General features: G+C 64.7%; 16 protein-coding genes. 9 read left to right on the top strand and 7 right to left on the bottom strand.

The window, feature by feature from the left end; genetic code table 11:
- Window positions 1–35: 35 nt before the first annotated feature.
- Together AWB83_RS13815 and sauS are read right to left on the bottom strand one after the other, a co-directional pair.
- Window positions 36–1,673, bottom strand: coding sequence for an AMP-binding protein (locus AWB83_RS13815; protein WP_087046117.1), 1,638 nt, complete (start codon window positions 1,671–1,673; stop codon window positions 36–38).
- Window positions 1,670–3,133 carry an acylating sulfoacetaldehyde dehydrogenase gene (gene sauS / locus AWB83_RS13810; RefSeq protein WP_087046116.1) on the bottom strand — a complete coding sequence of 488 codons (1,464 nt, stop codon included), beginning with the start codon at window positions 3,131–3,133 and terminating at the stop codon, window positions 1,670–1,672. The genes AWB83_RS13815 and sauS overlap by 4 nt, the downstream gene beginning before the upstream one ends.
- 169 nt (window positions 3,134–3,302) lie before the next feature.
- Between sauS and AWB83_RS13805 the strand changes: the two genes are divergently transcribed.
- The gene (locus AWB83_RS13805) at window positions 3,303–4,097 is read left to right on the top strand and encodes an IclR family transcriptional regulator (protein WP_208636753.1); all 795 of its coding nucleotides are present in this window, start codon (window positions 3,303–3,305) and stop codon (window positions 4,095–4,097) included.
- A gap of 41 nt (window positions 4,098–4,138) precedes the next feature.
- Here AWB83_RS13805 and AWB83_RS13800 read toward each other — a convergent pair whose 3' ends face one another.
- From AWB83_RS13800 to AWB83_RS13790, 3 genes are all read right to left on the bottom strand, one after another.
- Window positions 4,139–5,578: an amino acid permease gene (locus tag AWB83_RS13800; RefSeq protein ID WP_087046115.1), complete on the bottom strand. Its 1,440-nt coding sequence runs from the start codon at window positions 5,576–5,578 to the stop codon at window positions 4,139–4,141.
- A gap of 103 nt (window positions 5,579–5,681) precedes the next feature.
- Window positions 5,682–6,071 (bottom strand): nuclear transport factor 2 family protein, encoded by a 390-nt coding sequence (locus tag AWB83_RS13795; RefSeq protein WP_087046114.1) that lies wholly within the window; start codon window positions 6,069–6,071, stop codon window positions 5,682–5,684.
- Window positions 6,072–6,103: 32 nt separating this feature from the next.
- A complete protein-coding gene (locus tag AWB83_RS13790; RefSeq protein WP_087046113.1) occupies window positions 6,104–7,537 on the bottom strand; it encodes an NAD(P)/FAD-dependent oxidoreductase in 1,434 nt (477 codons plus the stop codon).
- A gap of 247 nt (window positions 7,538–7,784) precedes the next feature.
- On the opposite strand from AWB83_RS13790, the gene AWB83_RS13785 reads away from it, so the two are divergent.
- Genes AWB83_RS13785 through AWB83_RS13770 form a run of 4 tightly spaced genes read left to right on the top strand, consistent with a single transcriptional unit; the run spans window position 7,785 to window position 11,996 of the window.
- A complete protein-coding gene (locus AWB83_RS13785) occupies window positions 7,785–7,994 on the top strand; it encodes a DUF3311 domain-containing protein (RefSeq protein WP_087046112.1) in 210 nt (69 codons plus the stop codon).
- 14 nt (window positions 7,995–8,008) lie between these two features.
- On the top strand, window positions 8,009–9,412 hold the full coding sequence (locus AWB83_RS13780; protein WP_087046111.1) for a sodium:solute symporter family protein: 1,404 nt from the start codon (window positions 8,009–8,011) through the stop codon (window positions 9,410–9,412).
- Window positions 9,409–11,061, top strand: coding sequence for an amidohydrolase (locus AWB83_RS13775; RefSeq protein ID WP_087046110.1), 1,653 nt, complete (start codon window positions 9,409–9,411; stop codon window positions 11,059–11,061). Before AWB83_RS13780 ends, AWB83_RS13775 begins: the two co-directional genes overlap by 4 nt.
- Window positions 11,061–11,996, top strand: a complete 936-nt coding sequence (locus tag AWB83_RS13770) for a CobW family GTP-binding protein (RefSeq protein ID WP_087046109.1) — start codon at window positions 11,061–11,063, stop codon at window positions 11,994–11,996. The genes AWB83_RS13775 and AWB83_RS13770 overlap by 1 nt, the downstream gene beginning before the upstream one ends.
- Window positions 11,997–12,638: 642 nt before the next feature.
- Here AWB83_RS13770 and AWB83_RS13765 read toward each other — a convergent pair.
- Both AWB83_RS13765 and AWB83_RS13760 read right to left on the bottom strand, forming a co-directional pair.
- Entirely contained in the window at window positions 12,639–14,372 is a 1,734-nt protein-coding gene (locus AWB83_RS13765; RefSeq protein ID WP_087046108.1) for a cobaltochelatase CobT-related protein, read from the bottom strand.
- Complete coding sequence (locus tag AWB83_RS13760) at window positions 14,369–15,355, bottom strand: AAA family ATPase (RefSeq protein WP_208636752.1); 987 nt, start codon at window positions 15,353–15,355, stop codon at window positions 14,369–14,371. The genes AWB83_RS13765 and AWB83_RS13760 overlap by 4 nt, the downstream gene beginning before the upstream one ends.
- Before the next feature lie 149 nt (window positions 15,356–15,504).
- Between AWB83_RS13760 and AWB83_RS13755 the strand changes: the two genes are divergently transcribed.
- The 4 genes from AWB83_RS13755 to pta all read left to right on the top strand — a co-directional run bounded on the left by AWB83_RS13755 (window position 15,505) and on the right by pta (window position 20,348).
- A complete protein-coding gene (locus AWB83_RS13755) occupies window positions 15,505–16,257 on the top strand; it encodes an IclR family transcriptional regulator (RefSeq protein ID WP_087046107.1) in 753 nt (250 codons plus the stop codon).
- 116 nt (window positions 16,258–16,373) lie between these two features.
- Window positions 16,374–17,222 (top strand): IclR family transcriptional regulator, encoded by an 849-nt coding sequence (locus AWB83_RS13750; RefSeq protein ID WP_087046106.1) that lies wholly within the window; start codon window positions 16,374–16,376, stop codon window positions 17,220–17,222.
- 210 nt (window positions 17,223–17,432) lie between these two features.
- Window positions 17,433–19,268 (top strand): sulfoacetaldehyde acetyltransferase, encoded by a 1,836-nt coding sequence (gene xsc / locus AWB83_RS13745; protein ID WP_087046105.1) that lies wholly within the window; start codon window positions 17,433–17,435, stop codon window positions 19,266–19,268.
- Between the two features lie 66 nt (window positions 19,269–19,334).
- The gene (pta, locus tag AWB83_RS13740; RefSeq protein ID WP_087046104.1) at window positions 19,335–20,348 is read left to right on the top strand and encodes a phosphate acetyltransferase; all 1,014 of its coding nucleotides are present in this window, start codon (window positions 19,335–19,337) and stop codon (window positions 20,346–20,348) included.
- The last annotated feature ends 4 nt before the right edge of the window (window positions 20,349–20,352 follow it).

Here is a 20,352-nt window from a genome sequence, read left to right as displayed (position 1 = left end):
TGTGGAATGGGTCGAGTGTGCGGATCCGCGCCAGCTTATCCTGCGGGCTGCGGGCTCTGCACGAGCTTCAGGCGCTGCACCTTGCCCGAGGGGCCGCGCGGCAATGCATCGATGAAGCGGAATTCACGCGGTGTCTTGTAGCGGCCGAGTTCGCGCAGGCAGTGCGCGCGCAGCTCGGCGACATCGAGCGAAGCCGCGCCGCCGCTCGGCACGATGAACGCGACGATATCCTGCCCGTAAGCCGGATCGGGGACGCCGACCGCGGCCGCTTCGAGCACGCCGGGATGGCGCAGGAGCGCCTCGTCGATCTCGCGCGGCGCGATGTTCTCGCCGCCCTTGATGATGAGCTCCTTCGCGCGCCCGTTGATGTAGAAGAAGCCCGCCTCGTCGCGATAGCCGAGGTCGCCGGTGCGCAGCCATCCTTCGGCGATGAAGGCGTCGCGGGTCTCGTCGGGCCGCTTGTAGTAGCCGCTCATCAGCTGATCCCCGCGCAGCACGAGCTCGCCCGTTTCGTGCGGCGCGCACTCGCGCCCTTCGAGATCGACGATCTTCGCCTCGCCGCCCGACGGCAGGCCGATGCTGCCGATTCTCCGCAACGCCTGATCGTACGGATTGCTGAAAGCCGGCGCGGCGGTCTCCGTCATCCCCATCGTTTCGATGACGCCGATGCCGAAGCGCTCCTCGAACGCGCGATGATGATCGGCCGGCAGCGCCGCCGATGCGCTGCGGCAGAACTTGAGCGCGGAGAGATCGACGCCTTGCGCGCCTTCGCCGTTGAGCAGATAGGCGACGATGGTCGGCACCACGTTGATCCATGTGCAGCCGTGCTGCGAAGCCTCGCTCCAGAACGTGCGCGCCGAGAAGCGCGGCGTCATCACGGCCGAGCCGCCGTGATACAGCGGCGTGAGCAGCGCCACGACGAGGCCGTTGATGTGATAGAGCGGCAGCGACACGAGCACGCGATCGTCCTCGGAGAGACGATGCTCCGCGCTGATGTTGCGCATGTTCGCGAGCAGGCTGCGGTGACTCAGGAGCACGCCCTTCGGCGCGCCGGTCGTGCCCGACGTGTACATCAGGAGCGCGGTATCGCCGGGGTTGATGCCGCCCCCCTCGCTTGCGACGATGCGCACGCCGGGAGGCGCATCGTCGCGCGAGAGAGGAATCGCGCGCGTGGACAGCGCCGGGATGTCGGGCAACACGTTTGTATCCGGCGACGTGCGCACCACCGCGATCTCGCGCTTCATGCCTTCGGCGCGCAGCGCGTCGATTGCCTCGATGATCGTGTCGTGCGTATCGTCGGCGACGAAGATCGCGCGCGTATCCGAATGCTCGACGATGTAGCGCACCTGCGAAGGCTGGCACAGCAGGTTCAGCGGATTGGCGACGAGCCCGCCGTACATCGCCGCAAGCAGAAGACGCGCGGTCTGGATGCCGTTGCCCATGAAGACGGAGACGACATCGCCCGGCCGCAGTCCTGCCGCCTTGAAGCGCGCTTCGAGCGCACGGCAGTCGTCGCGCAGTGCGCCGAAGGTCAACGTGCCGCCTTGCGCCGCGCAGAGCAGGAAGTGCCTGTCGGGAGCATGTTCGGCCCGCGCGTCGATCAATGCGCGCAGCGTACGCGCATCGTGCGGCAGTCCGGCGCGCGAAGCGATTCGATCGGGAAGCGCGCTCATCGTCCGCACCTCCGGAAGTAGTCGCCGAGGAGCGCATCGACTTCCGGCACGCGCTCCGCGATCGGGTAGGCGACGCGCGTGATGTTCAGGTATTGCCGATAGCCGAGATTCGACGAGAAATTGTTGCCGCCCCAGGTGCCGCAGCCCATCGAGAGCGAGAACGGCAGGCCGTTGTCGAAGTTGCCGCCGGTCGCGAGGCAATGCGCCTGATCGACGATCACGCGCGCCACCGGCAACTGCGTGCCGAGCGTGACAGCGAGTGCGTCGTCCGCGCCGTGCACGCCGACCGAATGCCCCGCGCCCATGTAGCTGTAAATGCCGCGCACGATGTCCATCGCCGCGTCGATGTCGTGTGCGCGATAGACCGTCAGCACGGGCGAGAGCTTCTCGCCCGAGAACGGATGATCGGCGCCGTAGCCGCTTTCCTCCACCATGAGGAACTTCGGCTCGCGCGCGGCGATGTCGTCGAGGCCCGCCTCGCGCGCGATCGTCGCGGCGGAGCGCGCCGTGCAGCGCGCCGAGAGCTTGCCGTCCTGCCACATCGCCGACTGCAATTGCGCCTTTTGCGCGGCGTCGAGCAGCACGCCGCCTTGCGCCGCGAGGGCATCGAGCATGCGCGCGTAGACCGCATCCTCGATCACGACGCTGTTCTCCGACGAGCAACTGGTCGCGTTGTCGAAGGTCTTGGATACGGCGATCTTGCGCGCCGCATCATCGGGTTTCGCGCTCGCCGTGACGATCGACGCGACGTTGCCGGCGCCCACGCCGAAGGCCGGCGTGCCGCTCGTATAGGCCATGCGCACGTTGGCCTGCGAGCCGGTCGCGACGACCAGATCCGCGAGGCGCATCAACGCGGCGGTCGCGGCCTTGCCAATCGGCTGCGGCAGCATCTGCACGAGATCGGGATCGAGCCCCGCCTTCGCGAACTCCGCGTGAATGAAGCCGATGAGCAGCGCGCACGACGAATAGCCCTTCGGCGAGGGCGCGACGATGATCGCGTTGCCGCACTTGAGCGCGTTGATGATCTTGTTGGCCGGCGTCGCGCCCGGATTCGTCGACGGCGTGATCGCCGCCACCACGCCCACCGCGCGCGCGATCTCGACGATGCCGTGCGCCTCGTCCCGCGCGATCACGCCCGTCGTCGCGACGCCGTGGAGATCGCGCAAGAGGCCGAGCGTCTTGCGATGGTTCTTGCGGAACTTGTCGTCGGCGTTGCCGAGTTCCGTATCGCGCACGGCGAGTTCCGCGAGTCGCCGGTTGCGTTGCGGCTCCATGATCGCCCACGCGGCGGCCGCGGCGGCGGTGTCGAGGGTCTCCTGCCCGGCGTGCTCGAAGCGGCGCTGCGCGGCGCGTGCTCGCGCCACCAGTGCGCCGACGATGCGATCGGCATCGGATTCCTGTGTGTTCGGCGTCTGCGCGCGGGAACGCGCGAGGGTGGCGCCGCTTGCCATGTCATTCATGCGATAAGCCTCGGCTGATGAAGGATTGGAGGTGCTATCCAATCTAGTCAGCCGCGTTCGTCGCGCGGTCCCGTTTTCTGGACGAACGCGTGCAGCGAAATCGCCAGCATCGAAAAATCAGGTTTTCGGGACTTTCCATAGTCCCGAAAACCGGTGTTTTCGACGCACAATGAAATACAAACGCAAAGTAGAAGGAGACAGCGTGACGTCGAATCAATCGAATGCCGCCGCCGTGCGCGCGTTTCGCGTGCTCGAAACGCTCGCGGAGGCGAACCGCCCGCTATCGATGACCGAGCTCGTCGATGCGCTCGGCCTGCCCAAGCAGACGGTGCATCGCATCCTCGTGCAATTGATGGACGCCTGGCTCGTGACGCGCGGCGCGAGCGACAAGCTCTACGAATGCTCGGCGCGCGTGCGCACGCTCGCCATCAATGTGCTGATGCACGCGGGCCCCGCTGCGGCGCGGCATGCGCTGCTCGAGCAGCTCGTCACGCGCGTCGGCGAAACCTGCAATCTGACGATGCTCGCGGGTAACGACGTCGTCTATGTGGATCGCGTTGAAACCGGCTGGCCGCTGCGCATGCATCTGCAGCCGGGCTCGCACGTGCCGCTGCACTGCTCGGCAAGCGGCAAGCTGCTGCTCAGCTTTCTGCCGAAGGAACGGCGCGAACGCATGATCGAGCGCATGCCGCTGCGTTCATACTCGGAGCGCACCATCACCGACCGGGACGCGCTGCGCAAGGAGCTCGCGGTGACGCGCCGCCGCATGCTCGCCATCAACAATCAGGAGCATCTGCAGGGGCTCGTTGCGATTGCAGTGCCGGTGATGCTCGACCGCAATCGCGCGTGCGCGGCCATCGCAATTCAGGCGCCGGTGGGACGCATCGGGCTCGATCAGCTGCTCGCCTTCGAGCCCGATCTGCGCCGCACCGCCGAAGAAACCGCCAAGACGTTCAGGGAATGAGCGGCCGGTCCGCGAATGCAGCATTCCGGCCGCCTGCGAGCTCAACGCTCCGCTGTTTGCAGATGCCGCGTCGAATGGTCTTCGGATTCGACTTCGACTTCCTTGCGGCCGCGCTTGAACACGACATAAGCGACGATCAGGATGCCCAGACTGGCGACGCCGAGCCACAGCGGCTTGCGTTGATCGGGGATGAAGGCCATCGCGACGAGAATCGCCAGCATCCCGAAGATCGCGAGCCAGGTCAGATAGGGAAATCCCCACATGCGCACGCGCAGGTCGTTCGCCTCGAAGCTCGTCATGCGGCTGCGCAGGCGCAGTTGCGAGAACGCGATCAGCAGGTACACGAAGATCGCGACCGTGCCGTACGAGTTGACGAGGAACGCGAACACCGTATCCGGCGAGATGTACGACATCACCACCGACACATAGCCGAACACCGTGCCGAGCAGAATCGCGCGAGTCGGCACGCCGCGCTTGTTCACCTTCGCGAGACCGAGCGGCGCATCGCCGTGACGCGTCAGCGCGAACAGCATGCGCGAGGCCGCATAGAGGCCCGAGTTGAGCGCGGACAGCACGGCGGTGAGCACGATCGCATTCATCACGTTCGCCGCGGCGGGCATGCCCATCACGTCGAGCGCGCTCACGTAGGGCGTCGCCATCTGATGCGAGTTCCACGGCACGAGCGCGACCACCAGCGCGACCGAGCCGACATAGAACACCAGCACGCGCGTGATGACCGAATTGGTCGCCTTCGCGACGGCCTTGGCGGGCTCCTTCGCCTCCGCCGCCGCGATCGTGACGATCTCCGCGCCGAAGTAGAAGCCTGTCGCCGCGACCGCGCCCGTCATGACCGGTCCGATGCCATTGGGCATGAAGCCGCCGTGTCCGAGGAAGGTTGCGGCGACATCGGCCGTGTGCATCGACGCGGGCCACAGGCCGCATACATAGAGGCCGCCGAGAAACAGGAACACGATGATCGCGCCGACCTTGATCGACGAGAACCAGAACTCGAACTCGCCGTAGCTGCTGACCGAAATCAGGTTCGTCAGCGTCAGCACGACGAGGAGCACCAGACTGATGATCCACGAAGGCACGTCGGGTATCCAGAACTGCACGAGCTTCGCGCCCGCCACCGCTTCGAGCGCGATCACGATGACCCAGAAGTACCAGTACATCCAGCCGGTCAGGAAGCCGGCGAGACGCCCCGGTCCGCGCTGCGTCTTGAACGCGAGGCGCGCATATTCGTAGAACGAGCCGACGGCGGGCATCGCACAGGCCATCTCGCCCAGCATGCGCATGACGAGCACCACGAGACCACCGGTGATGAGGAACGAAAGAATCGCGGCTGGTCCCGCCTGCTGGATCACCACACCGCTACCGACGAAAAGTCCGGCGCCTATGACGCCGCCCAGCGCGATCATCGTCATGTGGCGCTGCTTGAGGCCACACTTGAGATCGCCTTGATCCGTACTCGATTGCATGTCGTCTCCTGATCTGCTTGTATCGATTGCCCCTTCGACCGCCGGTTCGTTGCCAGCGTGTCGAGGCACTTCATTGCTTCACGCGATGCCGCTCTCCCTCTTCTCAGAGCGTGGGACGGTCCTTGCGGAACGCGTTCTTCACCGCGATCTTGCCGTCCTTGAAGGTGAAGACGTCCACCATGCGCGCCTCGATGCGCGAGCCGTCCGCCTTCGTGCCGCGAAACGTCGATTCCGATACGCCGCGCTCGCCGCTCACGAAATGCTCGCCGTCCTTCCACGATGCATCGGGGCATGTTTCCCATGCGAGCGCGAAGCCCTTGCGCACTTCGTCGCGGCCGCTGAAGGTGCGGCCCAGTACATCCGGGCCCGCCACGCCGTGAAAGACGCATTCGTCCGCCATGCAGCTCATCAGCGCTTCGATGTCGTGGCGGTTCCATGCATCGTTGAACGTCTCCAGAAGGCGGATGTAGTCCTGATTCGTTTGAGTGCTCATGTGTCGATCTTTTCAGTACGTTGCGAAAGGGTTCAGCGCTTTTCGTCCTGCGCCAGATACTTGTGGTAAAGGAATCGTTGGCCGACGCGGCGAAACGGCGCGAAGCCCTTCCACCGCACCATGCCCATCACGTTCGGATATTCGAGCGCGGAGTCGTAGATCGGCAGATCGTCGCGGCTGCTTTGCCACTTGCCCGCGACACGCTCGGCCAGGCGCCGCCCCGCATGCGCGGAGAATGACACGCCGTTGCCGCCGTAGCCGACGGCATAGAAGATGCTCTGCTGCGGATCGGGCTGCGCGACGCGCGGCATCATGTCGTGACTCACGTCGACCCAGCCCCACCACGAATAGTCGATGCGTATGCCCTTGAGCGAAGGAAACTTGCGATGCAGCCCTTCGACGAGCACCTCCATATGCCGCGGGTTCGCGGCATCGGCGCCCGTGATCGCGCTGCGGCTGCCGATCTGCACGCGGTTATCCGGCAACAGGCGATAGTAGAAACGCAGCGTGCGCGTATCGGTGATGACCTGACGCGTGCGGAAATTCGTCGAGGCAAGTTCCTGCTCCGTAAGCGGCCGCGTGACGAGCGAGTTCGAGAGGATCGGCATGATCTTCGCGTTGAGCGCGCGATGCATGTCGTTGCGCGTATAGCCGCCCGTCGCGAACGCGACCGCCTTCGCACGAATGACGCCGCGCGGCGTGCGCACGTGATGCACGCCGCGAATCGTCTCGACGTTGAGCACGGGCGTGCTCGGATGGACCTTCACGCCGAGCGAGCGCGCCATGCGCAGATAGCCGAACGCGAGCTTGAGCGGATGCACGCCGATGCCGTCCGGTTCGAGCAGCGCGCCGCAGCTTTCGCGATCGTCGACATACGATTGCGCGACTTCCTTGGCGCTCAGCATGTGCGCGTCGTAGCCGAAGACGTCGCGCATCACCTTGCATTCGTTGGCGAGGAAGTCCATCTTGCGCGCGCGGTGCGCGATGTACAGATGGCCGCCCGGCTGCGGATCGCATGCGAATTCCTCGATCAAATGCTTGAACGTATCGAAGCCTTCGCGAATCTCCGCATCGAGCTTGAGCGCCGTCTGCTTGCCCCAGCGCTCGATCCATTGCGAGCGATAGAGACGGCCGCTCGCGTTCTGCCCCTGCCCGCCGTTGCGGCTCGTGCAGCCCCAAGCGGTGCGGTTTGCATCGACGACCGTCGCGCGGATGCCGTGCTCGCGGGCCAGAAAGAGCGCGGTGGAAAGACCGGTGAATCCCGCGCCGACGATCAGCACGTCGACATCGGCATCGCCGGGCAACGGTCCGTCGTCTTCGGGCGGCTCGCCGGCGGTCGCGACCCAGTAGGTGGGCGCGTAGTCCATCGCCTGACGGCTGATGGGCGAGACGAGCGGATCGTAGAGCGGATCGTATGGGGCGCACGCGCCACGAAGGGCCGGCGCAGGGAAGTCGAGAGTAGCCACCGATAACTCCTTGGAAAGTACCCTCATACTGCACCGAACTCCGCGCGCCGCTTAGTGCCAGCCCGAAACCTTCGTTAGTGCCAGGTCGGTGTCCGCAAAGGCGCCTCCGCGCGGCGCCACTGGCCCCACCGATTGGCCGTCTCTGGCACTACGAGGGACCATTTTTGTCTGGTCATACTGGACCGAATTCCCTTTCGCCCCGCGCGATGCAGGCACTGCGCGGGGTCATGATCATGCGGAGTGGACCATGCTCAAACTCTTGATCGGACTCGGTTTGCCCTTTGTCGGCGTGATCGGGCTGCTGCCTTGGGCCGCGTCGAAAGACATTTACGTGCTCGGCATTCCGTTTATCTATGCGTGGATTTTCGGCTGGTTCGTGCTGACGTCCATTTGTCTCGAGCTTTGCTGGGTACTGTTCGACAAAAAAGCTGAACGGCGCGAAGCGCGCGATGCATAGAGGAGGATTTCGGTATGGCTTCCACGGTATTTCTGGGGTTCATCGCGCTGTCGCTGTGGCTGGCGCTGCGCGCGGGCAAGGGACGCGGCTCGCAGAGCGTGCACGACTTCTTTGTCGCGTCGCGTCAATTCGGCGCGTGGCTCGTGTTCTTTCTCGCGGCGGGCGAGATCTACAGCATCGGCACGATGGTCGGCTTTCCGGGCGGCATTTACGCGAAAGGACCGACCTACGGGGTCTGGTTCCTCGGCTATATCCTGCTTGCGTATCCGATCGGCTATTTCGTCGGGCCGAAGATCTGGGAGGCGGGCAAGCGCCATAACGCGATCACCCTGCCCGATCTCTTCAAGGGACACTTCGCCAGCCGCGCGCTGGAGCTGATCGTCGCCGTCTCAGCGCTCATCTTTCTGCTGCCGTGGGGCCAGCTGCAATTCACCGGCCTCGTCGCCGCGCTCAAGGGCCTGGGCTGGAACGTGAACCCCGTGGGCCTCATCATGATCTCGGCGCTGCTCGCGTTCACGTATATCGCGATCGCCGGCGTGCGCGCATCGGCGTATATCGCGATCCTGAAAGACATTCTGATGGTCGCGGCGATCGTCGTGACGGGCCTCGCGGTGGCGTGGGAAGCGGGTGTCGAGCCGGTGTTCAGAGCGGCGAGCCAGCACGTATCGAACGCGATGAACGCGCATCAGCTCACCTTCTCGATGAGCACGATGCTGTTCCAGTCGCTCGGCTTCTATGTGATGCCGTTCGCGATCCAGAACTTCTTCACCGCGAAGAGCGCCGACACGATCCGCCGCTCGCAAGTCGTGATGCCGCTCTACATGCTGATGTATCCGTTCCTCGTGGTCGCGTCGTACTACGCGATTGCGCAGAATGTGCCGCTCGGCTCGCCCAACGAGGCTTTCTTTACCGCCGTCGTGCATCTGCTGCCACCCTGGCTGGTCGGCATGGTCGCGGCCGGCGCGTCGCTTTCGGGGCTGCTGGTGCTCGCGGGCATCTGTCTCGCGATCGGGCCGGTCGTCACGCGCAACCTGCTGCCGAACATGCCGGAGACGCGCCAGAAGGCCAGCGCCAAAGTGGTGATCGGGCTGTACCTGGTGCTGTCCATCGGCATGACGCTCGCCACGCCCAACCTGATGCTCACGCTCATCAACATGACGTACTACGGCGTCACGCAGTTCTTTCCCGGCGTGATCGCCATCGTGTTCGGCCTGCGCGTGAGTGCGCGGGCCATCGCATCGGGGATGCTGGTGGGGCAGGTGCTGGCGGTCGTCCTGTATGTGCTGCATGTCGATATAGCGGGCCTGAATCTCGGCCTCGTCTGTCTCGCGGTGAATGTGCTCATCGTCTTTCTCGCCAATCCGAGCGCCGGCCGCAAGCAGGTTCACGCCGACCTGATCCACTCGAACGACTCATGACCCAGACCGACAACGACGCAGTGAAGGTGCTCGTCGCACGCAAGATTCTGACGATGAACCCGCAACAGCCGGTCGCCACGCACGTGGCGATCCGCAACGGCAGAATTCTCTCTGTCGGCGCGCGTGACGACATACGCCAATGGACCGACGCCGAACCGGACACGACCTTCGGCGACAAGGTGCTGATGCCGGGCCTCGTGGAAGGCCACTCGCATCTGATGGAAGGCGCGATGTGGAGCGCGGTGTATGTCGGCTATTACGAGCGCCGCGGGCCGGATGGCACGCGCTGGGCCGGCCTGCAATCGCTCGATGCGGTGATCGAGCGATTGCGGGAAGCCGAGCGCAAGCTCGACGACGCCAGCACGCCGTTGCTCGCATGGGGCTTCGATCCGATCTTCTTCGGCAGCGACCGCCTGACGGTGGCGCAACTCGATCGCGTATCGGCGACGCGCCCGATCGCGATCCTGCATGCGAGCGTGCATCTGATGAACGTGAATTCGCCGATGCTCGAACTCGCCGGCATCGACGAGGACACGGATGTCGACGGCATCGTGAAGGACGCGAGCGGTGGGCTCACCGGCGAATTGCAGGAGTTCGCGGCAATGTTTCCGGTGTATCGCGTGATCGGCGCGAAGCTCTCGCTATCCGCGAGCGACAACCCCGAGGCGATCCGCGACTTCGGCCGGGTCGCGCAGCTCGCGGGCGTGACGACGGCTACCGACCTGCTCAACGATCTGTCCGACAAGGGCATGCGCAATCTCGTCGAAGTGACGCGCGATGCGCGCTTTCCGATTCGGCTCGTGCCCGCGTTCGGGCCGCAGCGCAATCCCGAAGGCGGGCCTTCTCGCGTGCTCGAAGCGGTCGAGCTCAACTCGGACAAGCTGCGCTTCGGTCCGGTGAAGTTCATCGTCGACGGCTCGATTCAGGGCTTTACCGCCCGCCTGCGCTGGCCGGGCTATGTGAACGGGCGGCCGAACGGTTTGTGGCTGATTCCGCCGGAGCAGTTCGTCGAAACGTTTCTGCCCTTCCATCTCGCAGGGCTGCAACTGCACATCCACACGAATGGCGACGAAGCGACCGAGCTCGTGCTGGACGCGATCGAGGCCATCGTGAGCCGACACCCGCGCGCGGACCATCGGCATACGCTGCAGCATTGCCAGATGGCCGACGCGCGGCAGCTCGCGCGCGCTGCACGCCTCGGCATGTGCGTGAACTTCTTCTCGAACCACATCTATTACTGGGGCGACGCGCACTATACGCAGACGATGGGCGCCGACCGTGCGAACCGGATGAACGCGGCGGGCACGGCGAACGCGCTCGGCATCACGTTCGGCCTGCATTCGGATGCGCCGATCACGCAGCTCAATCCGCTCTTTACGGCGTGGTGCGCGGTGCAACGGCAGACCGCATCGGGCCGTGTCCTGGGCGAAGCGGAGCGCCTGAGCGTAGCCGACGCACTGCGTGCGATCACGCTCGGCGCCGCTTATACGATCGGCATGGACGACGTGATCGGCAGCATCGAGGTCGGCAAGTTCGCGGACTTCGCCGTGCTCGATGAAGATCCGCGTGAGGTTCCCGCCGAGCGCCTCGGCCAAATGCGCGTGTGGGGCACGATCCTTGGCGGTCGCGCTTTTCAGGCGCCTGCTTGATGTCTCCGATTCCGCTCGTCGTCATCGGTGGCTATCTCGGCGCGGGCAAGACCACGATGATCAACGCGCTGCTGAGCAACACCGAGGGCCGCCGCGTCACGGTGCTGGTCAACGACTTCGGCTCGATCAACATCGATGCGGCGTTGATCCGCGAGCGCAGTGACGATGTGATCGGACTGGAGAACGGCTGCGTGTGCTGTTCGATCGGCGGCAAGCTGATGGAAACGCTGATCGACATCAGCGCGCGGGAGGTGCGGCCCGATCTGCTCGTGATCGAGGCGAGCGGCGTGTCGGACCCGGTGCGCATCGCGCAGGTGGGCATGCTCGATCGCGCCTTCCGTTTGCAGGGCATCGTCGTGGCGGTGGATGCGGAGCGCATCGAGGAGACGCTTGCGGATGCGTATATCGGCGATATTGCGCGGCGGCAGATCGAAGGCGCGACATCGATCGTGCTCACGAAGACTGATCTCATCGCGGCCGATGATGCGCGTGCGGTGCGTGCGCGGGTGATGGAGTTGGCGCATACGCGCATCGTGTTCGATGGCGATCGGGGCGAGGTGCCGAATGTGCTTTTCTTTGGCGATCAGGCATTGTTGCGTGAAGGCGTCATGCCGCTGCGGGCATTAGGGCCGTCTCGAGATCTTCCTGCGAACCTGCGCAGCTTCACGTTTCATTCCGACAAGCGCTTCGACAGGCGGCGGCTGAAGGACACGTGTGCTTCCTTCTCCGATCGGATCTTGCGGGCGAAGGGTTTCGTTCGCTTCGACGATGGTGCTTGTGCGGAGATTCATGTCGTCGGGAAGCGGTGGTGTGTCAGGCCTTGCTGCGATGTTGCGGGGACCGATATCGTCGTTATTGGGCTCTTCGAGCCGGATGAGGTTCAGGGTTTTGATGCGGCGCTTCTTGGGGCTGCTTCTTTGTTCGTGGAATCCTGAATTCTTAGTGGTCTATTAGCGTTGCCCCTGTGCGGGGCGGCAGTCACTTTCTTTGCTGCTGCAAAGAAAGTAACCAAAGAAAGCAGCTTTGGACCCAGAGTACTTGAGCGGGCTCGTCGTCATCGTTCGGAGTGGCCCAGCCTCTAAGTGTTGCCCTCAAAGGACCAACGCGACGTGGCTCGCGCACGGTCTGGCGAGCTAGAAGTTTAAGGGTGCTGGTTCAGCACCAAAGCGTTCCGGCACAGCGCTACGCGCTGCCGCAGGGTCTGCAAGGGAAACCGCCGTTAGGCAGAAGCGGAGAGATGGAAGCGTTAGTAAGAACGCGGGCGCACACCCGATTTCCCCTTCGGCCGCGCAGCGGCCCGTGCTCTTGGGTGCTGAACCAGTCAGTTTTGTGGTGCGATTTGGCAGACCGTGCGCGAGCCACGGCGCGTTGGTCCTTTGAGGGCGACACTTAGGGGCTGGGCCACTCGGACCGATGACGACGAGTCCGCCTCAAGCACTCCGGCCCAAAGCTGCTTTCTTTGGTTACTTTCTTTGCAGCAGCAAAGAAAGTGACTGCCGCCCCGCACAGGGGCAACACTAATAGACCACTAAGAATTCAGGATTCCACGGAAGAACAAGCAAGCGACCAAACAAAACCTAGCCCCCACTACGCCGCCGCTCCCCCACCCACCCCGCGAGCTTCGCAAACAAAGTCATATCCGGCGCCACGGATAAATCAACGGCAAAGTGATGCCGATAGTACGGACTAAGATCGAGCCCGACGCCGAGCCCAAGCACTTCCACCACCCGCGCAGCATCATACCGCTCCACGACTTCACGCAAATGCTGATCGAGATAGCAGGAATCATTCGCCTGCGCAGTCGCGCTATCCATCGGACTTCCATCCGAGATCACGACAAGAATGCGTCGCGCTTCACCACGCGCGACCAGCCTCGAGCAGGCCCACTCCACCGCCTCCCCATCGATGCCCTCGCGGAACAGATCAGCCTTGAACAGCGCCGCGATATCGCCGCGCGCCGCACGCCAGCTTGCATCGCCTTCCTTGAAGATCATGTGGCACGCTTCGTTGAGCCGCCCCGGATGGCGCGGCCTGCCCAACGCCAACCAGTCTAGCTTCGCGCGCCCGCCGTTCCATGCACCCGTCGTGAAGCCGAGCACTTCGGTCGCCACACCGGCCATGCCCAGCGCACGTACGAGCACGTCGATCATCACCGCGACCGGTTCGATGCTCGCCTTCATCGACCCGGAACAGTCGATCAGAAAGCTGACCGCGCAATCCGCGTTCGGCCGTTCGCGTTCGCGCCTGAACAAGCGCCGCTCGCCCGGCGATGCGACCAGTTGCGCCAGACGCCGCCCGTCGATGCGCCCCTCTTCCTCGCCGAACGACCAGCCATCGCGCTGCGGCACCGCAATCGACGCCTGCAGCATCCGCGCGAGGCGCGGCACGTTGATGTGCCGCGCGGCGATCAGATCGTCGAGACGCTCGCGGTATTCGCGCAACAGCGCAGCGCGAATCAGCGTCGCCGGGCGAATGGTCTTGTCATGGCGCGTAGTGAAGATGCGATAGCCCTCACCCGATGCCTCGCGCGCGCTGCTCTCCCCACTCGCGGCCAGCGCGAGGCGTTCGGCTTCGCCCTCCTCGTCGTCGATGTCGAACCAGGTGCCGAGCATCGCCCGTGCGGCTTCCTCCTTGTCATCGTCGCTTGAAGCATTGCTTTCGACGAACGCGTGCCGCACGTCGCGCACCATCGCACCAATGCGTCGCGCGATATCCAGCGCGTGATCCGCATACGCGCGCTGATCGCCGCAGTGCCGCCGCAAACCCGCGAGCGCCACGCCGAGCGACGGCGCGAGCGCAGCGCGCGTCGCCTCGATGAGCCCCTCGGTTTCTTCGAGCACGGCGCGCCCGGACAGACGCGACGCGGCCATCTGCGCGACCGTGTAAATCAACAGACCGATGTCGCTGTCGAGCAGCCCCGCTTCGTAGCACGTGAGCGACCACGCATCGAAGCGATGCCGGACGTTATCCCTTACGCCTTCCATGCCGGCAGGCACGAGCGCTTCGCAGCGCAACTGTTCCAGCATGTCGAAGATCAGACGCTCGACCGGTTCTTCCGGCGCGAGCGCCTGATGCACCGCCGCATCGGAAAGCGCAATGCGCAGCGCGGACGCATCCGCCGCGCCGCGCGTCGCAGCAACGTCCTCGTCGTCCCTGGCGTCGCGGCGCAAATGCGGCGCATGCAGCGGCACCGGCCGCAGGTGGCGATACAGCCTGCCGCCCCGATAGTGGAGCGCACCATCGCCCGTCAGCGCGCGCACCGTTGCGGCGCACAGCGCGTCGCGCCGCGCGAGTTCGCGCGAGCCGCTCATTTCGCGGACTCGTCGTGCCACTGCGACGGCGTCTCCAGTTCCTCGCCGAACGCGCGCTGAAAATATTCCGCGACGATCGGCCGTTCCGCCTCGTCGCACTTGTTCAGGAAAGTGAGACGCAGGGCGAGCTTCACATCGTGGAAGACCTCGCAGTTCTCCGCCCAGCTAATGACGGTGCGCGGCGACATCAGCGTGGAAAGATCGCCGGCCTGGAACCCGCGCCGCGTGAGTCCCGCCATGCTCACCATCGAATCGACGAGCGCGCGACCTTCCTCGTGATCGAGCCGCGGCACGCGCGCGAGCACGATGCGCGCCTCTTCCTCGCGAGACAGATAATTGAGTGTCGCGACCACGTTCCAGCGGTCGATCTGCGCGTGATTCAGCATCTGCGTGCCGTGATACATGCCGTTCAGATTGCCGAGGCCGATCGTGTTCGTGGTCGCGAACAGGCGAAAGAAGCGGTGCGGCTGGATCACGCGGTTCTGGTCGAGCAGCGTGAAGCTGCCCTCGCGCTCGAGAATGCGCTGAATCACGAACATCACGTCAGGGCGGCCCGCATCGTATTCGTCGAACACGAGCGCGACAGGCCGCTGCAAGGCCCACGGCACGATGCCTTCCTGAAACTCGGTGACCTGGACATCGTCCCGCACGACGATCGCGTCCTTGCCGACGAGATCGAGCCGGCTCACGTGGCCGTCGAGATTCACGCGCATGCACGGCCAGTTGAGGCGCGCCGCCACCTGTTCGATATGCGTGGACTTGCCGGTGCCGTGCAGCCCCTGCACCAGCACGCGCCGGTTGAACGCAAAGCCCGCGAGAATCGCCAGCGTGACCTCGGGATTGAAGCGGTACGCCTCGTCGATTTCCGGAACGTGCGGATCGCGCGTGCCGAACGCCGGCACCTGCAAATCCGAGTCGATGCCAAACAGCGTGCGTACGGACACTTTCCGGTCCGGCTCGTCCATCCAGGTGTCGCGCATCATGCTTCGTCTCCCGTTGCTGAGGCTCCATCATAGCGTCTATATTTTTCCGGAACAATTCATTTCGTTTATTTATAGACATTCGGCCTATCGGGCGATGTTCGGCACCTCATTTACAATAATGTCGAACGAATTCAAATGGAAAAACGCCGATGGACAAGCCCGACACGCCCACGCTGCGAGCCTTCGCGCTGCTGGAGTATCTCGTGCAGGCGGGAAATCCCGTGTCGCTGACCGACATGGCCGAGGACATGGGCATGCCGAAGCCTTCGCTGCACCGCATGCTGGCGTCGCTCGAGGCGGGCGGCCTCGTGATCCGCGAGCCGGGCGACAAGAACGCTTATGTCGTCGGCCCGCGCCTCGCGCAACTGGGCCTCAACGTGATGACGCACGCGGGCGCGCGCCGGTTGCGTCACGCGATCCTCACGCGGCTCGTCTCCGATCTCGGCGAGACCTGCAATCTCACGATGCTGCACGAGAACGAAGTGCTGTATCTGGACCGCGTGGAAGCCCCGTGGCCGCTGCGACTGGACCTGAAGCCGGGCTCGCACGTGCCCGTCTGGTGCAGCGCGAGCGGCAAGCTGCTGCTCGCGATGCTGCCGCGCGAGGAGCGCAATGTGCTCGTGCGCTCGATGAAGCTGGAGCGCTTCACCGCCAACACGATCACCGATACCGAAATGCTCGAAGCGGAACTGGACCGCATCGCGAAGAAGGGTATCGCAATCGACAACGAGGAGTTCGTGCAGGGCATCGTGTGCGCGGCGGCGCCGATCGTCGATTCGAGCGGGGCATGCATCGCGGCGATCGCGGTCCACGCGCCGGTGTCGCGCTCGCCGCTGTCGCGCGCGCTGGAGATGGTGCCGCGCCTGAAGGAAGCTGCGGAGGAGCTCAGGAAGACTTTCTGAATTCGCCTCCTTATCGAGCAAAAATTGCAACCACGTGTTCCGGAAAATCCAGCTAGGAGGGCGAATTTCGGGTTAAAGTAGCCCTAATCCGAAACCATTCGTTCCGTTTCCGGTTCATGCGCGACGTCACTCACCTCGATCCCGCCGGCCACACCCGCGATGAAGCGCGGACGCTTCGTCCGCTCGCCGTGCTCGAACAGCTCGCCGCGGCCGGGCACGCTTACACGCTGTCCCAGCTTGCCGCGCGAGTGCGCATTCCCAAGGCGACGCTGTTGCGCCTCATCGATTCGCTCGAGGAGCAAGGCTATGTCGCGCACATGCCGGACTCGCGCGGCACCGACCGCGGCATCGCGCTCGGCCCGCGCGCCGCGCAGCTCGCGCTGGCCACGCTTGCCAACAGCTCGTTTACCCGCGCATGCCGCTCGATTCTGCGCTCGCTCGTCGACGTGATCGGCGAAAGCTGCAACCTCACCGCGCTCGACGGCGATACCGTTCTCTATATCGAGCGCGTCGAGACCGCCGAGCCGCTGCGTTTGCACATGCAGGCCGGCATGCGCGTGCCGCTGCATTGCACCGCGAGCGGCAAGCTGTTTCTCTCGCAGATGCCCCTCGCCGAGCGCCGCCAGATTCTCGGTCGCCTCACGCTCACGAGAAAGACCCATCGCACGCTGACCGATCAGGCGCTGCTCGAAGCCGAGCTCGACCGGCTCGCCGCGCGCGGCATCGGCATCGACAACGAGGAATTCGTGCTCGGCATGGTGGCGGTCGCGGTGCCCATCGCCGATGCCGCGACCGGGCGCGTGCTCGCGTGCCTCGCCGCGCACGCGCCGACCGCGCGCGCGAACCTCAACGATCTGCTCAAGGCCGTGCCGCAGCTGCGCGATACCGCCGTGAAGCTCGCGACGCTCACCGACGCATCCGATGGTCTGACGCTCATGGCGCGGGATCGTCAGTCGGCGCGCTAGCGCCCATTTCCACCGGCATTTCCCGCGGACGCCCATCACACGGGCCCTCGCGGAGATTCTTCCCGGTCACGCCCTGAAATTCCGAATTTTTTAGAGACAAAACATTCCATTTATTTGAAAAACAGGTTGACTGCGAAATCGCGACGTCCTACGATGTCTTCACGATACATATTCCGGAACTGATCGTTCCGTTTTTTCTGGAGACATCTCATGAGCGAGCACGACCAAGCCCGTCCTTCCAAGACCGACGCCGGGGCGACCCCGAGCGGTCCGCAGGCGATGACCCCATCGGAAGCATTCGTCGAAACGCTCGCCGCCAATGGCGTGACCGAGATGTTCGGCATCATGGGTTCGGCGTTCATGGACGCGATGGACATCTTCGCGCCTGCCGGCATCCGTCTGATTCCGGTCGTGCACGAGCAGGGCGCCGGTCACATGGCCGATGGCTATTCGCGCGTGTCGGGCCGTCACGGCGTCGTGATCGGCCAGAACGGCCCGGGCATCAGCAACTGCGTGACGTCCATCGCGGCCGCTTACTGGGCGCACAGCCCGGTCGTGATCGTCACGCCCGAAGCGGGCACGACGGGTATCGGCCTCGGCGGCTTCCAGGAAGCGAAGCAACTGCCGATGTTCCAGGAATTCACCAAGTATCAGGGCCACGTCACGCATCCGGCGCGCATGGCCGAGTTCACGGCGCGCTGCTTCGATCGCGCGATGTCGGAAATGGGCCCGACGCAACTGAACATTCCGCGCGACTACTTCTACGGCCAGGTCAAGGTCGAGATTCCGAAGCCGCAGCGCCTCGACCGCGGCCCGGGCGGCGACCAAAGCCTGAACGAAGCGGCCGATCTGCTCGCCGAAGCGAAATTCCCCGTCATCATCTCGGGCGGCGGCGTGGTGATGTCCGATGCCATCGAGGAATGCAAGGCGCTCGCCGAGCGTCTCGGCGCGCCGGTCGTCAACAGCTATCTGCATAACGACTCGTTCCCCGCGAACCATCCGCTCTGGTGCGGCCCGCTCGGCTATCAGGGCTCGAAGGCGGCGATGAAGCTCCTGAGCCAGGCCGATGTCGTGATCGCGCTCGGCTCGCGTCTCGGACCGTTCGGCACGCTGCCGCAACACGGCCTCGACTACTGGCCGAAGGAAGCGAAGGTCATCCAGATCGACGCGGACCACAAGATGCTCGGCCTCGTGAAGAAGATCTCCGTCGGCATCTGCGGCGATGCGAAGGCGAGCGCCATCGCGCTCACGCAACGCCTCGCGGATCGCAAGCTCGACTGCGACGCGACGAAGGACGCCCGCGCGAAGACCATCGCCGCGGAAAAGGCCGCGTGGGAGAAGGAACTCGACGAATGGACCCACGAGCGCGATCCGTACAGCCTCGACATGATCGAGGAGCAGAAGAACGAGAAGCCGTTCAGCGGCGGACAGTATCTGCATCCGCGCCAGGTGCTGCGCGAGCTGGAAAAGGCCATGCCGGAAGACGTGATGGTCTCGACCGACATCGGCAACATCAACTCGGTGGCCAACAGCTACCTGCGCTTCAACAAGCCGCGCAGCTTCTTCGCGGCGATGAGCTGGGGCAATTGCGGCTACGCGTTCCCGACGATCATCGGCGCGAAGGTGGCGGCGCCGCATCGTCCGGCCGTGTCGTATGCGGGCGACGGCGCCTGGGGCATGAGCCTGATGGAAACCATGACGTGCGTGCGCCACAACATTCCGGTGACGGCTGTCGTGTTCCATAACCGGCAATGGGGCGCGGAGAAGAAGAACCAGGTGGACTTCTACAACCGCCGCTTCGTCGCCGGCGAGCTCGACAACCAGAGCTTCGCCGCGATCGCGAAGGCGATGGGCGCGGAAGGCATCGTCGTCGACAAGCTGGAGGATGTGGGCCCGGCGCTGAAGAAGGCCATCGATCTGCAGATGAATCACGGCAAGACGACCATCATCGAGATCATGTGCACGCGCGAACTCGGCGATCCGTTCCGCCGTGACGCGCTCTCGAAGCCCGTGCGCATGCTCGACAAGTACAAGGACTACGTCTGAGCCCAGCCGTCGCGCCGCCCCGTTCGCCCGGGGCGGCGTTTTCTCTCCGACCACAGTGAGCCCGCCATGAAAGCCATGCATCGCATCATCGATCAGGCTCGCGACCTGCCGATGCGCATCGTCCTCTCCGAAGCCGAAGACGCGCGCGTGCTTCAGGCCGCGCAGCGCGCACACCGGGAAGGCATCGCGCACATCGTGCTCGTCGGTGCGCGAGCGCGTGCGTATCAGGTCGCGGATGGCGCGGGCATCGACCTCGAAGGCATCGAACTGATCGATCCTTCCCAATCACCGCTCGCGCAGCGCTTCGCCGAGGAGCTCTTCGCACTGCGCGAAAAGAAAGGCATGACGCCCGACGAGGCGCGCGCCGCCGTGCTCCACCCGCTTTGCTTCGCCAATCTGATGGTGCGGCTGGGCGAAGCCGACGGCTCGGTTTCCGGCGCGGTCAATACCACTGCCGACGTCGTGCGCAACGCGATCCAGATCATCGGCGTGCGCCCGTCGTTCAAGCTCGTGTCGAGCTTCTTCCTGATGATGCTGTGCGAGCCCTTTCATACGATGAAAGGCGGCCTGATCTTTTCCGACTGCGCGCTCGTCGTCGAGCCGAATTCCGAGCAGCTCGCCGAAATCGCGATGGCCGCCGCCGACAGCGCGCGCAGCCTGCTGATGGAAGACCCACGGGTCGCGATGCTGTCGTTTTCCACGAGCGGCAGCGCTCATCATGCGGCCGTCGACAAGGTGATCGACGCGACGCGGCGCGTGAAGGAGGCGCGCCCGGGCCTCGCCATCGACGGCGACGTGCAGCTCGATGCCGCGATCGTCGCCGAAATCGCGATGCGCAAGGTTCATCATTCCCAGATCGAAGGACACGCGAACACGCTGATCTTCCCGAGCCTCGAAGCGGGCAACATCGGCTACAAGCTCGCCGAGCGCATCGGCGGCGCGAAAGCCATCGGGCCGCTGCTGCAGGGGCTCGCGAAGCCCGCCAACGATCTGTCGCGCGGCTGCAGCGCCGACGACATCTACCACGTGATCGCCGTGACCTGCGTGCAGGCGCAGGCGGCGCGGCATCAGGTGGCGTGAGCCG

It is taken from the genome of Caballeronia ptereochthonis (assembly GCF_001545075.1).
GTDB classification, from domain to species: Bacteria; Pseudomonadota; Gammaproteobacteria; order Burkholderiales; family Burkholderiaceae; genus Caballeronia; species Caballeronia ptereochthonis.
Note: the sequence above shows the minus strand (reverse complement) of the source record. Positions and strands in the feature narration are given on the sequence as shown.

Coding starts and splice junctions, on each gene's coding strand:
- AWB83_RS13750 (WP_087046106.1), top strand. CDS start 16,374: ATGCGCGACGTCACTCACCTCGATCCCGCCGGCCACACCCGCGATGAA.
- AWB83_RS13800 (WP_087046115.1), bottom strand. CDS start 5,578: ATGCAATCGAGTACGGATCAAGGCGATCTCAAGTGTGGCCTCAAGCAG.
- xsc (WP_087046105.1), top strand. CDS start 17,433: ATGAGCGAGCACGACCAAGCCCGTCCTTCCAAGACCGACGCCGGGGCG.
- AWB83_RS13775 (WP_087046110.1), top strand. CDS start 9,409: ATGACCCAGACCGACAACGACGCAGTGAAGGTGCTCGTCGCACGCAAG.
- AWB83_RS13770 (WP_087046109.1), top strand. CDS start 11,061: ATGTCTCCGATTCCGCTCGTCGTCATCGGTGGCTATCTCGGCGCGGGC.
- AWB83_RS13760 (WP_208636752.1), bottom strand. CDS start 15,355: ATGATGCGCGACACCTGGATGGACGAGCCGGACCGGAAAGTGTCCGTA.
- AWB83_RS13755 (WP_087046107.1), top strand. CDS start 15,505: ATGGACAAGCCCGACACGCCCACGCTGCGAGCCTTCGCGCTGCTGGAG.
- AWB83_RS13795 (WP_087046114.1), bottom strand. CDS start 6,071: ATGAGCACTCAAACGAATCAGGACTACATCCGCCTTCTGGAGACGTTC.
- AWB83_RS13815 (WP_087046117.1), bottom strand. CDS start 1,673: ATGAGCGCGCTTCCCGATCGAATCGCTTCGCGCGCCGGACTGCCGCAC.
- AWB83_RS13805 (WP_208636753.1), top strand. CDS start 3,303: ATGAAATACAAACGCAAAGTAGAAGGAGACAGCGTGACGTCGAATCAA.
- AWB83_RS13780 (WP_087046111.1), top strand. CDS start 8,009: ATGGCTTCCACGGTATTTCTGGGGTTCATCGCGCTGTCGCTGTGGCTG.
- sauS (WP_087046116.1), bottom strand. CDS start 3,133: ATGAATGACATGGCAAGCGGCGCCACCCTCGCGCGTTCCCGCGCGCAG.
- AWB83_RS13785 (WP_087046112.1), top strand. CDS start 7,785: ATGCTCAAACTCTTGATCGGACTCGGTTTGCCCTTTGTCGGCGTGATC.
- pta (WP_087046104.1), top strand. CDS start 19,335: ATGAAAGCCATGCATCGCATCATCGATCAGGCTCGCGACCTGCCGATG.
- AWB83_RS13765 (WP_087046108.1), bottom strand. CDS start 14,372: ATGAGCGGCTCGCGCGAACTCGCGCGGCGCGACGCGCTGTGCGCCGCA.